Annotated in this window: 17 protein-coding genes; 13 read left to right on the top strand and 4 right to left on the bottom strand. The window is 49.4% G+C overall.

What is annotated here, in order from left to right; genetic code table 11:
• Positions 1-107 precede the first annotated feature (107 nt).
• The 4 genes from ACETK5_RS08285 to ACETK5_RS08300 all read left to right on the top strand — a co-directional run bounded on the left by ACETK5_RS08285 (position 108) and on the right by ACETK5_RS08300 (position 3,365).
• Complete coding sequence (locus ACETK5_RS08285) at positions 108-908, top strand: Cof-type HAD-IIB family hydrolase (RefSeq protein WP_326113173.1); 801 nt, start codon at positions 108-110, stop codon at positions 906-908.
• Between the two features lie 272 nt (positions 909-1,180).
• Positions 1,181-1,543, top strand: a complete 363-nt coding sequence (locus ACETK5_RS08290; protein ID WP_100537819.1) for a PadR family transcriptional regulator — start codon at positions 1,181-1,183, stop codon at positions 1,541-1,543.
• Complete coding sequence (locus ACETK5_RS08295) at positions 1,530-2,546, top strand: hypothetical protein (RefSeq protein ID WP_394055047.1); 1,017 nt, start codon at positions 1,530-1,532, stop codon at positions 2,544-2,546. The genes ACETK5_RS08290 and ACETK5_RS08295 overlap by 14 nt, the downstream gene beginning before the upstream one ends.
• Before the next feature lie 342 nt (positions 2,547-2,888).
• Positions 2,889-3,365, top strand: a complete 477-nt coding sequence (locus ACETK5_RS08300; RefSeq protein WP_394055049.1) for a hypothetical protein — start codon at positions 2,889-2,891, stop codon at positions 3,363-3,365.
• Positions 3,366-3,610: 245 nt separating this feature from the next.
• Here ACETK5_RS08300 and ACETK5_RS08305 read toward each other — a convergent pair whose 3' ends face one another.
• The gene (locus ACETK5_RS08305) at positions 3,611-4,654 is read right to left on the bottom strand and encodes a glycine-rich domain-containing protein (protein WP_394055050.1); all 1,044 of its coding nucleotides are present in this window, start codon (positions 4,652-4,654) and stop codon (positions 3,611-3,613) included.
• Positions 4,655-4,877: 223 nt separating this feature from the next.
• On the opposite strand from ACETK5_RS08305, the gene ACETK5_RS08310 reads away from it, so the two are divergent.
• The 3 genes from ACETK5_RS08310 to ACETK5_RS08320 all read left to right on the top strand — a co-directional run bounded on the left by ACETK5_RS08310 (position 4,878) and on the right by ACETK5_RS08320 (position 6,139).
• The gene (locus tag ACETK5_RS08310; protein WP_127593658.1) at positions 4,878-5,081 is read left to right on the top strand and encodes a hypothetical protein; all 204 of its coding nucleotides are present in this window, start codon (positions 4,878-4,880) and stop codon (positions 5,079-5,081) included.
• A gap of 28 nt (positions 5,082-5,109) precedes the next feature.
• Complete coding sequence (locus ACETK5_RS08315; protein ID WP_071220365.1) at positions 5,110-5,385, top strand: hypothetical protein; 276 nt, start codon at positions 5,110-5,112, stop codon at positions 5,383-5,385.
• A gap of 124 nt (positions 5,386-5,509) precedes the next feature.
• Complete coding sequence (locus ACETK5_RS08320) at positions 5,510-6,139, top strand: DedA family protein (protein ID WP_100537814.1); 630 nt, start codon at positions 5,510-5,512, stop codon at positions 6,137-6,139.
• 18 nt (positions 6,140-6,157) lie between these two features.
• On the opposite strand, the gene ACETK5_RS08325 is transcribed toward ACETK5_RS08320, so the two are convergent.
• Positions 6,158-6,379 (bottom strand): hypothetical protein, encoded by a 222-nt coding sequence (locus ACETK5_RS08325; protein WP_100537813.1) that lies wholly within the window; start codon positions 6,377-6,379, stop codon positions 6,158-6,160.
• A 241-nt stretch (positions 6,380-6,620) separates the two neighbouring features.
• Between ACETK5_RS08325 and ACETK5_RS08330 the strand changes: the two genes are divergently transcribed.
• Genes ACETK5_RS08330 through mnhG form a run of 6 tightly spaced genes read left to right on the top strand, consistent with a single transcriptional unit; the run spans position 6,621 to position 12,448 of the window.
• Complete coding sequence (locus tag ACETK5_RS08330; protein WP_394055053.1) at positions 6,621-9,479, top strand: Na+/H+ antiporter subunit A; 2,859 nt, start codon at positions 6,621-6,623, stop codon at positions 9,477-9,479.
• A gap of 2 nt (positions 9,480-9,481) precedes the next feature.
• The gene (locus ACETK5_RS08335) at positions 9,482-9,820 is read left to right on the top strand and encodes a Na(+)/H(+) antiporter subunit C (RefSeq protein ID WP_394055055.1); all 339 of its coding nucleotides are present in this window, start codon (positions 9,482-9,484) and stop codon (positions 9,818-9,820) included.
• A complete protein-coding gene (locus ACETK5_RS08340; protein WP_394055057.1) occupies positions 9,813-11,294 on the top strand; it encodes a Na+/H+ antiporter subunit D in 1,482 nt (493 codons plus the stop codon). Before ACETK5_RS08335 ends, ACETK5_RS08340 begins: the two co-directional genes overlap by 8 nt.
• 5 nt (positions 11,295-11,299) lie before the next feature.
• Positions 11,300-11,779 (top strand): Na+/H+ antiporter subunit E, encoded by a 480-nt coding sequence (locus ACETK5_RS08345; protein ID WP_100537810.1) that lies wholly within the window; start codon positions 11,300-11,302, stop codon positions 11,777-11,779.
• On the top strand, positions 11,776-12,069 hold the full coding sequence (locus tag ACETK5_RS08350) for a Na(+)/H(+) antiporter subunit F1 (protein ID WP_100537809.1): 294 nt from the start codon (positions 11,776-11,778) through the stop codon (positions 12,067-12,069). Before ACETK5_RS08345 ends, ACETK5_RS08350 begins: the two co-directional genes overlap by 4 nt.
• Positions 12,053-12,448: a monovalent cation/H(+) antiporter subunit G gene (gene mnhG, locus ACETK5_RS08355; RefSeq protein WP_394057357.1), complete on the top strand. Its 396-nt coding sequence runs from the start codon at positions 12,053-12,055 to the stop codon at positions 12,446-12,448. Before ACETK5_RS08350 ends, mnhG begins: the two co-directional genes overlap by 17 nt.
• 226 nt (positions 12,449-12,674) lie before the next feature.
• Here mnhG and ACETK5_RS08360 read toward each other — a convergent pair whose 3' ends face one another.
• The gene (locus tag ACETK5_RS08360; protein ID WP_100537807.1) at positions 12,675-13,328 is read right to left on the bottom strand and encodes a TVP38/TMEM64 family protein; all 654 of its coding nucleotides are present in this window, start codon (positions 13,326-13,328) and stop codon (positions 12,675-12,677) included.
• Between the two features lie 189 nt (positions 13,329-13,517).
• Positions 13,518-14,354 (bottom strand): CPBP family intramembrane glutamic endopeptidase, encoded by an 837-nt coding sequence (locus ACETK5_RS08365; RefSeq protein ID WP_326113179.1) that lies wholly within the window; start codon positions 14,352-14,354, stop codon positions 13,518-13,520.
• Positions 14,355-14,358: the final 4 nt, after the last annotated feature.

A 14,358-nucleotide genomic window follows, 5' to 3' on the forward strand; every position in this document is an offset into this window, starting at 1 on the left:
GGGAAGCGTCCGAGCGACATTGCTGAAATTATGGCTTGCTCTGAAATGCTTTTCATCATTTACAATAGGGGTACTGGCTAGCATATACGGAAGAGAGGCGAGTTTCATTGAATAAAAAAATCATATTTTTTGATATTGACGGGACGCTGCTGGATCATGAAAAGAAGGTTCCGGCGACAACAAAGGAGTCTATTCGAGAATTAAAGGAAGCCGGACACATCGTCGCCATAGCGACAGGGCGCGCCCCTTATCATTTTGAAGAGCTGCGGGAGGAGCTCGGGATCCATTCCTATGTTTGTTTGAATGGTCAGTATGTGGTTCATGAAGGCAAACCGATATATGGAAATCCATTGGCGCAAGATGCCTTGCAGCAGCTGACGGAGCAGGCCGTGGAGCTTGACCATCCGATCATATATGCCGGCAGTGAAGCCATGAAGATGAACGTAACCGAGCATGTTCATATCGATTCCAGCTGGGGAGAACTGAAACTTACGATTCCGGAATATGATCCCGAATATTACTTGGGCAGAGACATTTATCAGGCCATTGTATTCTGCACGGAGGATGAGGAAGCAGATTACGTAAAAAGATTCGATGGCCGGTTCGATTTCGTGCGCTGGGGCCCCTATGGAATTGACGTGTTACCGGCAGGGGGATCCAAAGCAGAAGGAATCAAACCATTAATTCAGCTGCTGCACATCGATCTGGAGAATACCATCGCTTTTGGCGATTATCTGAATGATCTGGAGATGCTGGCATACGTGGGCCACGGCGTGGCGATGGGCAATGCGCCGGAGATGGTCAAGCAGGCGGCCAGACATATAACCCGCGATGTCGGTCAAGACGGAATACAATACGGACTTCGCATGCTCGGTTTGCTGGGCAAGGAGCCGCAGGAGATCGTGTAGTTTTTCGAAAGCGGCTGGTTTGACAGCGAAGCAACATCACTTGGAATGTGTAAATGAGATGAGAGTATATAAAAAGGTTATCTTATGGTCTGGGACTGTCCCGACTGTAGGATAACCTTTTTTACATGAAAGGGCAGGCCTCAACGTGGCCTGCTGCCTGGTTTAGCAGCCTTGCAACTTGTATTAAACGAAAAATAATAGTAAATAATTATTATTTGACTATATACATTAGTGTGTGACATACAGTATAATAATTTCCAGGAGATGATGATATGTCAGAGGATCAAGACATTCTACACAGTTTGGTGCAGGAGCTTCGGCGAGGAACCATCATTCTTGGTGTTCTCAGCCAGTTGTCGGAACCTCAGTATGGATATTCATTGGTGACCATATTGCAGGAGAAGGGGATCAGCGTGGAAGCGGGTACCCTGTATCCCTTGCTGCGGCGATTGGAGAAACAAGGTCTGCTGGATAGCGAGTGGGATACGAATGAAGCTCGTCCGAGGAAATATTACATCATAAGTCAGACAGGCAAGGATATATATCGGCAGCTCTACCATGAATGGAAGGATATGATGACAAGTCTGGAGGGACTTGTTGATAACAAGGGGGAGTCAGGTAATGGATCTGATTAACAGGTATATTTATGCGGTGACACAGAAGCTGCCCGAATCGCAAAGGGCCGAGATTGAAAAGGAGCTTCACGGACTCATCGAAGACATGCTGGAAGACCGGAGAGCCGGCGGTGAGATCGCAAGCATTGCAGATGTGGAACAGGTGCTGATCGAGCTCGGGCCACCCGGGGAAATGGCAGCAAGATACAGAGGGAGAGAGCGTTATCTCATTGGTCCCGGTTTGATTGACAGTTATTGGGCTGTTCTGCGGATTGTATTGTACTCGGTCGCCGTCGCTCTTGGTATCTTCTACATTGTTGATTTCTTTGCAAGCCCGGCTCCCACCGCCGAGAAGCTTCTGGAGTACTTCGTCTCCCTGCTGAGCGTGGGTATCCACGGGTTTGCTTGGGTGACCGTTATCTTTGCCTATATCGAATACCGCGGTGCACGCCAAGTCTCCAAAGGCCCATGGAAACCATCCGATTTACCTGCAATTCCGGAACCAGCCGATCGGATTAAACCGATCGAGCCGGTGCTGGGCATCCTGTTTTCCGTGCTGTTCTTCGTCCTGTTCACGTTTTCCATTAACCTGATCGGTGTTCATCGATTCGATGAAAACTCGATCGCCATTCCGGTGTTTGAACAGGCTGTCTTTGCCAAGTATTTGCCGCTGATCTGGCTTCTTACCGCCTTCAGCATATTCAATGAAGCCATGAAATTAATCACAAGAAAGTGGACGCCGCAGCTCGCCGTCATGCATGTCATATTTAACGTCGCTTCCGTTATCGTTGCCGTGATCCTGTTCTCCGATATGACGATTTGGAATCCGACATTCATGGATCAGCTCGTTCAAGCCGGTCTCGTAACACCGGGAGATGAAGCGTATGAAACCGTAAAATCAATTTGGAATCGATCCAGGGACGGACTCATTTACATCATTGTGGTCATTACCCTTATTGATACCGTATCTGTCGTGATGAAACGGTTTCGGGGAAAGGAAGGAAATACGACGTTAACCAAGTAAAAATAAAAGTGTTGAAGCAAAGAGTATCCCAAAAGATCTTGGATCTGGCGGGATGCTCTTTTTTGTTGTTAGGAGACACCATAGGAAAACGAAATGTTCCTCATCCACTTTTGCCGCCATTCGCCATTAACGAGGACAACCTCCCTTGCGTCACGGTGTACTTACAAGGTTGGCTAGACCATGAACGACACGAAGTAAAATGGATAAGCATAGGATAAGGGGCGACGCAAATAATTTTTTTGACAAAAATGTGAATGATATGTGTCAAAATTATGTACAATGGTGTTATAATAAGGTAAGAGCTAAATGAAAACCCTTACAGAATGAACGGAGCTGATTAATATGAAATACGCGATCCATTACTCTACAAGAATGAAAGACGTTATTTTATTTTCCTTTGTCATTAGCATTATCCTGTTCCAGGTAGCGACCTTGACCGAATATTCCTATCCTGTTCTATTCTATATGCAGATGGCGGTGAACGTCGTTGTTGTTGCGGCACTAGCTATTGAAGGGTATGCCCGATTGGTGAAACGGGAAGTGAATATTCAGGAGACTTCGGATACGATTACAATCAATGGCGTAGAGATTCATGCGGACCAGATACGTGAGATCAAGGTTTCCGGATGCCATAAAGCCGCATTCCAAATAAACCTCAAGGACAAGAACGTGAATCCAATGTATTGCTGCTTTAAATTTGAAGAGAAAAATTGCGAAGGGATTCGGAGTCTTACGCGTTGGGCCGAGCGGAACCAGATTTCCGTGCGTAAGGTCGGACCGCAAACCCGTTCCGGTTTGGTTCTCTCATCTAACAATTAATATGCCGAGTTTATATCAATGATATAGAAGCACCTGAACCTTCGATGAATGGGGTCAGGTGCTTCTTTGTTTTAGTTGGAGATGTATGGTGTTTTCTGGATATATGCACTTATGCGTAACTGAGCAAGTAAATATGCTATGACCGTTTGTTATTTTAGTCCTGGAATAAGCATGGGCCTGAAATCTGGGCCCGTACTTTATGTTCTGTTCATTAATAAGCAGGCGTTCCTTGTTACGTTTGCAGCTTAGCTGCTGCAGCCGCCCCCGCAGCCACTTCCGCAAGAGGACCCGCTGCTGCAGGATGAACCGCTGCTGCAAGAGGATCCGGATCCATCGCCTGAGGACCCATCACCCGAATCCGATCCGCCGGACCCGCATGCCGAAGCGTAGGTACAGGAGGAACTGCTGTTGTTTTTATGAAGCTCGCGCTCATCAGGGATCATATGGTCACCAAATTGTTCCGGTGTGTTCCAGGCAAAATAGACGGCCGCTGCCAGGAGCACATCACTATTTCGGAAATTGACCTGCTTCTCATGACGCGCCGGCTCTTCTTGGGCGGTTCGAACCCGATCCTGCAGATCCTGGATGATAGCATCAATGGCCGTACGCGCTGCAGGGATCTTTTCATAGGTCCAGGCATTAAAGCGCTTCTGTCCATGATTCACGGTGAAATGACGGGAAGTGCAGACCTCCAGCTCTTCGCGCGGCAGTGGGACGCGGAAGAAAGCTCCCCATAGTTTGGCGCTGTATTCATGCCAGCCGAATAATTGTACATATACCGTATCAAACCACGCGCGTTCATTCGGAAGCGGTACATGTTCGCTACCGGTGTTTGGGGCGTGGTGAAGCATTTTACCAAGAAAGCGTTCCGAGAATTGTTGGTACTCGTATGTATACATCAGCATTTCATGCCATACTTCATCCACGTCTTTGCTGAACATCGGGACACGATCCAGCACGGCGCACATGATGAAGAACCGTTTGAGCTCCTGCCATCTCCATTCATACTCCTGTTCGGAAAGATTCGGATGCTCACTCATCACTCGCTGCTTCAGCATGTTCTGATAGGTGTAGGGCAGCGCAGCTTCCAGTCTCCCGACAAGCTCACTCGCCGGGCTTCCCGCTTTGACGATCGGCGGCAGCTCGGGTATCTTCCCGAGGCCAAGCTTATTGCCTTTAGGCAGCTGCTGTCCGCTGCTTCTGCGTAACGAGCGTTTCACGAAAAAAGAAATAATCCATACATCCACCACAATGAATAATATAATCAGTATCCAGGTTGTTGAGTTCATAACATGTTCCTCCTGTCTTTTTAGTGTTCGGAGGTCGGCTTATAATTTCTCTCCTGAGTAAATTATTGCAAATGTCATGAGTGTTGGCAATTGAAATTGGAGAATCGATTATAACTTGAACATGGGTGCTTCTTTATGATACATTCCGTGTGTGTCTAGCGTATTTTTTTCATGTAGATATGTCTTGATGGAAGGCAATTACGTTTACTTTAGGAGCATACATATGTTAACAGGTTGGAAACTATCCGTATTAGGTATTATTATTGTAGGCATTACCGGCATCGTTGCATCTATTACCGGTCTGATCGAGCCTGGCCGGGCGATTGCGCTCTTCGTGGTATTCGTACTGTTTATCGGGGCGCTGGAGCTGCTGGAACGAATCAAGAGCCGCAGAAAGAAGAAGGGGGAAGTGCGATCTTCCAAATAAAAAAGCAAAGACAGCAAGGAGGGAGCTTGTGAATTGGGTAGCCGTACAGCCATACTACAAAATCAACCGAGTTGTGGATGGCATCGAACAACGAACGGAAGAGCAGGGGCGGGAGATGTTCCTGTACGAGGATCGAATCGTAACGAAATACCGGGAGTTCCCGATTAAGCAGGTGTTTGACCTGTCGTATCGGCCGATGGGAGACGGCGGGGGTTTCTTATACTTGCACACCCAGCAAGGCGTGTATTCGTACACGGTGAAGGATGATCCGGGTTCTTTCATATCGGCATTTAAAAATCTCTAATGGCATGATCCATAATAAAACTGGTCTCAGGTCCAGTTCATATCCTCGCCTACAGCACGTTTGCGAAAGCCACGTTGTCATATAAGCTGATACTATATTCTAGGGACGGATTAGGGGGACAGGGGTGGATACGCTATTAGATTTTATTGAACAGATCGGGCACTATGCATTATTCCTCGTATTGTGTCTTGGATTGGTCGGTCTTCCTGTGCCTAATGAAGTCGTGGCAATGACAGGCGGAGCGTTAGCGGCATCCGAAATTTTAACGCCGTTTCCGTCTTTTATCATGACGTTTCTTGGCGTGTGCTCGGGATCGACGGTAGGTTACATGCTTAGCCGCTTTACCGCGAGCAAGCTGTTAAACCGCGTAGGGGAAAAGTCGAAAATACGCCAGTTTCTCGATGTATCCGAACGGTTGACCCGCCAGTATGGCAATTACGCCATATGCATCAGCGCTTTTTTGCCCATCTTGCGCAACGTGACGCCCTATGCGGTTGGCATGAAAGGGATGCCGTATCGCCGATTTGCGATGTATTCGTATTCCGCGTCCTTTGTATGGACCATCGGTTATTTCTCTTTGGGCATGTTTGTCGGCGATCAGGTCGTCGATCATATTGGAGTACTGATTAACCGGTACGGATACTATGCAGCGGGAATTGTTGCGGTGCTTGCTGTCATCCTGATCATTTCGTGGTTGATACGAAGAAATAAACGAAGCAAAGAGGAGAATACTGAAATCCAAATTCACGGATAAACGATACTGATCCATGGGTTATGGCTGATCCGGTAAGGGGTCGGGTGATTTGCGAATGATTTTCACATATTCCCGGGGAGAGAACCAGGGAGATCCATCTAGGGAAGTCTGCATTTGATATACGCCGTTTGGCGGGTTATCCTGTCGGTAGACGGGCTGCGTGCGAATATGGGTCACGATGGCCGCCGCCAATACCACGAGAAAGATGAAAGCGCAAACAGCCGCTTTTTTGATCATCATGGGAACCACTCCTTTACATACAGTGATTTCCCAACGGACCTCTTTTCATTCCAAGATACCTTTGACAAAGCTTTGATCTCAAGATATACTGATTTTCAGTGTGATTCGAAAAAATACCATATGGTTTTACCTGGAGGAGCCTGCCATCAACGGGCTCTTTTTGTGTTTTTTTGGACTTATGCCTAAATAATGGGGAAATACTACTAATGAAGGAAAAATCGGACTATAGGAGGAGTAGACTTTGTCTTTGCTGCACATCGCCGTAATGGCACCTTTTATTGTAGCGCTTGTAGTTATGCTGACTTACAAGCTCATTGGCCGTGTCCACACCGGGTGGGTCATTTTGCCGGTACCGGTTGTTCTGTTCGCCTATTTTTTAGGACTTATCCCAACCATTCAGGGAGGTGAACAGCTTCAAGCCGTTCTGGAATGGATTCCAAGCGTGGGAATAAACTTTACCGTTTATTTGGATGGATTAAGTTTAATTTTTGCACTTTTAATATCCGGTATTGGTTCACTCGTTGTACTGTACTCCATCTTCTACATGGATAAGAACAAGGAAGCGGTCCACAAATTCTACATTTATCTGCTTCTGTTCATGGGCGCCATGCTTGGGGTTGTGCTCTCCGACAACCTGATGGTGCTGTACGGCTTCTGGGAACTGACAAGTATTTCGTCATTCCTGCTGATTGCATTCTGGCATCATCGGGACCGCTCCAGATACGGAGCATTAAAATCCATGCTGATTACCGTGTTTGGCGGACTTGCCATGTTCGCAGGGTTTATCCTTTTGTACATCATGACAGGTACCTTCAGCGTGCGGGAGATCGTGGCGAATGTGGGGAGCATTGCCGGAGACGCGCTGTTTATTCCAGCCATGATTCTGATCCTGCTGGGGGCATTCACCAAATCCGCGCAGTTCCCATTCCATATCTGGCTGCCGGATGCGATGGAAGCACCGACCCCGGTTAGTGCTTATCTGCACTCCGCTACGATGGTTAAAGCCGGGATCTATCTGGTTGCCAGGTTTAGCCCGGTGTTTGCCGGGCAAGCTTCCTGGTTCTGGATCATTGCGATTACGGGCTTGACCACGCTGATCTACGCTTCGATCCGTGCGATCAAGCAGACGGATCTGAAAGCACTGCTGGCATTCTCCACCATCAGCCAATTGGGGCTGATTATGAGTTTGCTCGGTCTTGGCTCTGCCGCAGCTTATTATGGAGGCGGCGTGGACACGCTGCTCTACACCAAAGCGACGACGGCAGCCATCTTCCATTTGATGAACCATGCCATATTCAAGGGCGCTTTGTTTATGATCGTTGGCATCGTGGATCATGAGACGGGCACACGGGATCTGCGGAAGCTCGGCGGTCTGATGTCGCTCATGCCGATCACGTTTACCGTGGCCGTCATTGGGGCTTTTTCCATGGCCGGTCTGCCTCCGTTCAACGGATTCCTGAGTAAAGAGATGTTCTTTACGGCGGTCGTTCAAGCGTCTCAAATGAATTTCTGGAATGGTGAGACCTGGGGCGTGCTGATCCCGGTCGTTGCCTGGATCGCCAGTGTGTTTACGTTCCTGTACAGCATGATCATGGTCTTCAAAACCTTCACGGGACGCTTCCAGCCTGAAAAACTGGAGAAGAAGCCGCACGAAGCACCGCTGGGGATGCTGATTCCTCCGGTCATTCTGGCATCGCTCGCCATCGTGTTCGGTCTGTTTCCGAACCTGCTGTCCCATGCACTCATCGAACCGGCGATGGCCGCGATTCATCCAGGGCTGCTCGCGGCAGAAGATCGTTTTCACGTGCATATCGAGATGTGGCACGGCTGGACAACGGAGATTTTTATGACCATCGGCATCATTGTTCTCGGTACCGTTCTGTATAAGCTTCACGGCAGAGCACGTATATTGAATACATCGCTAACGAAGCGAGTGACATTGAACAAGCTGTATGACGGGGGATTGCGGGCCCTCGAAAGAGGCGGCGAAACGCTGACCTCAACCTACATGACAGGCTCGCTCCGTCATTACGTGATTTATATTTTTGTGTTTTTCATTGCCGTTCTTGGCGGGGGACTTCTGCTGGTCGATCATATTGGATTTGATATGACGGACTACGCACCGATGTCCTTCTATGAGGCCGTTGCCATCCTCGGCCTGGTGATCCCGGTCATTGCGCTGCCGTTCGTCCGGACACGTCTGATGGCGATCATATTAACCGGTGCTGCCGGCTACATGGTGACCTTGTTCTTCGTTCTGTTCCGGGCTCCGGATTTGGCGTTGACTCAGATGGTCGTCGAGACGGTATCCGTCATGCTGTTCCTGCTATGTTTCTATCATCTGCCGAAGCTGAAGCGGGAGAAGGTGCCAATGAGCCTGAAGTGGAGAAATCTGCTCATATCGGTAGGCGTCGGTGCTGTCGTAACCTTGATCGCGCTGGCCGCAAGCAGCGGCAGAACCTTCGACTCCATCGCGGATTACTTCATTAAAGAGAGCTACCGCTCGGCCGGCGGTAAAAATATCGTCAATGTCATTCTGGTGGACTTCCGCGGATTTGATACCTTGCTTGAAATTACGGTTCTTGGCATTGCATCCCTTGGGATATATGCCCTGATCAAAATCGATTTGGGTGAAGGGATTCTGGGTGAGCGGGATCGTTATGAAGGGGCATATCTGCCCAACAGCAATGATGTCATTCTTCGAACCATATCCAAGGTGGTTATCTTTATCGTGGTAACCTTCTCCTGGTTCCTGTTCAACTCGGGACATCATGAGCCGGGCGGCGGATTTATCGGAGGGCTGATGACTGCTGCCGCACTGGTTCTGTTATCGATGGCTTTCGGCATGGATATGACCCGAAAGATCGTCCCCTTCGAGTTCCGAAAGGTTACGGCGGCGGGGCTTGCCATCGCACTGCTTACGGGGATCGGCTCTTTTGCCTTTGATGCACCGTTCTTAAGTCATTCCTTCGGTTACTTCAACCTGCCATTGCTCGGGGAAACCGAGCTGGCTACTGCGGTTCTCTTCGACCTCGGCGTCTATTTGGCCGTAGTTGGCGTGACGATGACCATCATCAATTCGATTGGGAGGGATAACTGAGCATGGAACTATATATGTCGCTTGCCATCGGGATCATATTTGCGGTTGGGATATACCAGATCTTATCCAAAAGCTTGCTGCGGATTATTCTCGGTACTTCACTGTTAACCCATGGGGTGCATCTACTGCTGCTTACCATGTCGCGGCTGAAGACCGGTGCTGCTCCGCTGCTTGGCGAGAAGGCTTCCTCTTACGTGGACCCGGTTCCACAGGCGTTGATTCTGACATCCATTGTCATTAGCTTCGGCGTCACATCGTTCTTCTTCGTACTGGCGTATAAAGCGTATCAACGCTTGGGCACGGACAACATGGAGGAGCTAAGGGGGATGGAAGATGAATAATGTAATTGTTCTGCCCCTCCTTATTCCGCTGGTTACAGCCGTTATTCTTATTTTCTGCTCCAAGTACGTCCGCGCACAGCGCTGGATCAGTGTGGTCAGTGTCATACTAAACCTGCTTGTGGCGTTGTTCATAGTGAATCAGGTAAACCACGAAGGCATTCAGACGCTTTATATGGGAGGATGGCTGCCGCCGTATGGGATCGTGTTTGTAGCCGATATGCTCGCTGCGCTGCTGGTGCTTACGACGTTGATTGTGGCGGCTGCCTGTTTGTTCTATTCCTTTCGGAGTATCGGGGAAGAGAGAGAGAAGCATTACTTTTATACCTTTTTTCAATTTTTGCTGGCCGGCGTGATCGGGTCGTTCCTGACAGGGGATCTGTTTAACCTGTTTGTCTGTTTTGAGGTCATGCTGATCGCTTCCTACGCCTTGATCGTACTGGGCGGCACCAAGCGCCAGCTGAGAGAAACCCTGAAGTACATGCTGATTAATATTATTTCATCCACCCTGTTTGTTGCAGCCGTTGCCTATTTGTACGGGACGGTTGGCACGCTGAATATGGCGCATCTATCCCTGCGTGTGGCGGAGGTACAGCAGGATGGAATTTTGTCGGTCATCGGCCTGTTGTTCCTGATTGTATTCGCCTTGAAGGCGGGCTTGTTCCTGTTCTTCTGGCTGCCTGGCTCCTACAGCGCACCTCCTGCGGCCGTTACGGCTTTGTTCGGCGCGCTGCTTACGAAGGTTGGGTTATATGCGATTATCCGAACCTTTACGCTGATCTTCCATCACGACACCGGCGGCATCCATGTCGTCATCGGCTGGATGGCCGCGGCAACGATGATTCTGGGCAGTTTGGGCGCGGTTGCGTATAAGGATCTCGGACGCATTCTGAATTACAATATCATCATCAGTGTTGGCTTCATCGCCTTTGGCGTGGCGGTGGCCTCCTCCGACTCCTTGAACGGAGCCGTATTCTACTTGATGCATGACATGATTGCAAAGGCACTGCTCTTTATTCTAGGCGGTATCATCATGGCTCGTGCAGGCACGAACAAGCTGAGCGAGATGGGCGGGCTGATGAAGCGCCATCCCTTGGTGGGATGGATGTTCTTTATCGTTGCCCTGGCGCTGGTCGGCATCCCGCCCCTTAGCGGATTCCTAGGCAAAGTGCTTATCGTCCGCGGCGGATTGAGCGAGGGTCATTATGTGTTAACGGGACTGGCACTGGCATCAAGCTTGGCGGTATTGTATTCCCTGATCAAAGTGTTTATGGGGGCATTCTGGGGCGAATCACCTGGACAGCAAGAATCGAAACCGGTTAGAATCCACAGAACAGCTTATGCGGCAGCTATCGGGCTAACGGTTATGGTGATTGTCCTTGGGGTGGGCTCGGAGTGGATTTATTCCTATACCTCTCAAGCTGGCGCCGTATTATCCGACCCATCACTATATATTAACGCTGTATTAAAGGAGTAGTGGATATGGGCCATCAAATCCTGTTAAATATCATTATTGCTGTTGTCTGGATGTTCTTGAACAATAACTGGTCCCCCCAGCAATTTATCATCGGCTATCTGATCGGAATCTTGCTGATTTTTCTGCTGCGGCGTTTCTGGCCGAACGATTTCTATTTGCGCAAGCTGTGGTCCATCATCCTGCTGCTGCTATTGTTCCTAAGGGAACTGTTAAAATCGAGTTTCACCGTAATCGGACAGATCATAAGACCGAAGCTGAATGTTCGTCCCGGCATCTTTGCCTATTCAACCGAGCTGAAATCCGACTGGGAAATTACGGTGTTATCGTGTCTGATCTGCTTGACGCCAGGAACGCTTACCCTGGAAGTGTCTCGCGATGGTCAGACGTTGTATATTCATGCGATGGATATTGAAGACGTCGAAGAGCTGTCGAATCAGATCCGCGGTACCTTCGAACGCGCGATCAAGGAGGTGACCCGCACATGATCCAAAGCATCCTGATTGCCTCTCTGGTGATTTTGTCGCTTGCAATACTGGGCTGCTTGTACCGACTAATCAAGGGACCTTCCATGAACGACCGGATCATGTCGCTGGATACGATTGGAATTATACTGTTGTCCATGATCGCTGTCCTGTGCATGCTGTTCCGGACAACCGTCTATTTCGATATCATTCTGCTGATCGGGATTCTTACGTTTATCGGAACGACGGCGCTTGCCAGATATATCGAGAGGGGTGATGTCATTGAACGCACAAACGATGAGTCAGATCGGTGAATTTCTGATCGCGCTGATGGTGCTGCTCGGAGCTTTACTTGGTGCATTGAGCGCATTTGGCCTTATCCGTCTGCCGGATGTTTACATGAGGTCCCATGCAGCTACGAAAAGTGCTACGCTGGGCGTCCTCTTGATCCTTGCAGGCGCATTCCTGTATTTCACCTTCTACCTGGAGCATGTCAGTGCCAAACTGCTGCTGGGAATCGTATTCGTATTCATTACGGGGCCGGTAGGAGGTCACTTGAACGGGAGAGCGGCCTATCGATCAGGCGTGTCCATGTGGGAGAACAGCGTTCTCGATGACCTTAAGCCTGAACTCAAGCGCGAACGTGAGCGGATGCGCGCTTCCCGGAAGGGGGAGCACTCCGAGAAGGGGTGACCTCGAACAAAAAGGCTACGATTTGAAATATCGGGAATATGAAAAACGGGCTTCCCGCGAACTTGGGAAGCCCGTTTCTTTTTTATGCCTTAGCTCGTGGGTGTCATCCTATGGTAGAATTGGCCAAAACGAGTTCGCGAAACGCTTGGACATTAACTCTAGCACGTCTATTATGAACAAGACCCGCCAGTTCCGGTTGTAGGAATAGGCGGGTCTTGTAATGAATTTAACGCTTTGTCTTTTTGTTGCTTATCACGACACTTCCCGGCTGATCATCGTGATGGTAACGATTTTCCATCTTTTTGCCGGCCAGCCACAGCAGCCAGAGGACGACGGCCGCGATAAGGATGCGCCAAGGCTGCTGGATAAAGGCTTGCCAATCATGTCCGATGAATGCGACCATAAAGATCATGACGGATTTACCTGCCATTACGGCTATCGTGAACGTCGTTGCCGATACCGTGCTGATGCCGGATGCGATATTGATCAGCGAGGAAGGCGTGAAGGGAAAGCAGTACAGGATGAAGATGGGCGTAAAGCCTTTTTCTTCGATCCAATGGAAGAACCGCTGGGACCCCGGCATTCTTTTTTGTATGAGCAGTCCCAGCTTGCCTCCCAGCTTACGAACAATCCAGAATACCGTAACGGATCCTAGGCAAACGCCGATCCAGGACAGCAAGAATCCCCACCATAAACCATAGGCCGCCGAGTTCCCCATAACCAGGACAATAAGGGGCAGAAAGGGGAGAAACGCCTCTATAAATGGAAGCAAAATACCCGGGATGGGACCCAGCTGCGAGTACTGCTGAAGCCATCCCTGTACTTGATCCATGTCAATTTCTTTCATATGGGTCCACACGTTCTGAAGCCATTCCAACATGATGAGTAAATCCTCTCCCTGCCTGGGGTAAAATGATGTATTTTCCGGTCGATCGCGGATGGAATATATTATAGCATAACCGGAATCAATATTATAAATTGCAAGTATTAATGCGGGAGCCGGATACAGGCAAAAGCCCAAACTCCGCCAAAGCAGCGGTGAGTTTGAGCTATACCGGTTGACATATTCCTATTCCGAACGGGAGATGGATGCCGCTTCCTCGGTTTCAGGTTTCGAATCCAGCGGAAGATCCGGCTCTATCCGGTTCCAATCAATTCGATTTTTGCCCCGCAGCGACCAGACGATCAATAGGATGATTCCAATGATGACCGAACCGATGGTTACCATATAATTGCCCCAGACCGAAAGATATTCGATCTCGATGAATGCATAACTCGAAGGCACCACGACGTATCGCACCATCTCCAGCCAGGCAAGGTGAAAGCCGATGCTCATCCACAGATTGTTGGATACGATGCGGCATAGCTGCAGAACCGTACCGAAAGCGATTAAGTTAACGATATACTCCACCGTGATCAGGTCCCATGTCCCTATTCCGATCGCTACCATGAATCCCGTTACGGCGATGGGTGCAAGCACGAACAATACGACCTGAAGGATCAAAGCAAGCCAGCGAGGAAAACGGGTATTCAGGTTCCGATACACATAACCGCGGAAGGTGATTTCTTCGGGAAAAGCTTCATAAAAAAATGCAATGAGAGCATTGATGAGGATAACGAGCATCGTAGCTACAGGTAAATGAAAAGCAACGATCCGGAGCCATCCGGCGGCACTGCCAATCAGCAGGGCTACTGCCGTGACAAGGGCAAGGAAGCCAATGCCGAGAAGAAAATAACGAAAACCGGAAGGTGGAGAGCTAAGACCAAGTCCGCTCCAGGGACGCTGGTCGGCATAACGCCTAAGCAGATAAATCAGCGGCACGGATACGCTGGTCGTTACGACTGCAAGGAGGATTTGCAGCCCGAGCGTGGGAATTTCGTAAGAGCCCGCAACCGTTGCAATCACAACC

This window comes from Paenibacillus ilasis (assembly GCF_043195395.1).
Lineage (GTDB): Bacteria > Bacillota > Bacilli > Paenibacillales > Paenibacillaceae > Paenibacillus_AQ > Paenibacillus_AQ lautus.

Excerpts from the sequence above, each read along its gene's own strand:
- ACETK5_RS08290 (WP_100537819.1), top strand. The coding sequence starts at position 1,181 with ATGTCAGAGGATCAAGACATTCTACACAGTTTGGTGCAGGAGCTTCGG.
- ACETK5_RS08295 (WP_394055047.1), top strand. The coding sequence starts at position 1,530 with ATGGATCTGATTAACAGGTATATTTATGCGGTGACACAGAAGCTGCCC.
- ACETK5_RS08300 (WP_394055049.1), top strand. The coding sequence starts at position 2,889 with ATGAAATACGCGATCCATTACTCTACAAGAATGAAAGACGTTATTTTA.
- ACETK5_RS08305 (WP_394055050.1), bottom strand. The coding sequence starts at position 4,654 with ATGAACTCAACAACCTGGATACTGATTATATTATTCATTGTGGTGGAT.
- ACETK5_RS08310 (WP_127593658.1), top strand. The coding sequence starts at position 4,878 with ATGTTAACAGGTTGGAAACTATCCGTATTAGGTATTATTATTGTAGGC.
- ACETK5_RS08325 (WP_100537813.1), bottom strand. The coding sequence starts at position 6,379 with ATGATGATCAAAAAAGCGGCTGTTTGCGCTTTCATCTTTCTCGTGGTA.
- ACETK5_RS08335 (WP_394055055.1), top strand. The coding sequence starts at position 9,482 with ATGGAACTATATATGTCGCTTGCCATCGGGATCATATTTGCGGTTGGG.
- ACETK5_RS08340 (WP_394055057.1), top strand. The coding sequence starts at position 9,813 with ATGAATAATGTAATTGTTCTGCCCCTCCTTATTCCGCTGGTTACAGCC.
- ACETK5_RS08345 (WP_100537810.1), top strand. The coding sequence starts at position 11,300 with ATGGGCCATCAAATCCTGTTAAATATCATTATTGCTGTTGTCTGGATG.
- ACETK5_RS08350 (WP_100537809.1), top strand. The coding sequence starts at position 11,776 with ATGATCCAAAGCATCCTGATTGCCTCTCTGGTGATTTTGTCGCTTGCA.
- mnhG (WP_394057357.1), top strand. The coding sequence starts at position 12,053 with ATGAGTCAGATCGGTGAATTTCTGATCGCGCTGATGGTGCTGCTCGGA.
- ACETK5_RS08360 (WP_100537807.1), bottom strand. The coding sequence starts at position 13,328 with ATGTTGGAATGGCTTCAGAACGTGTGGACCCATATGAAAGAAATTGAC.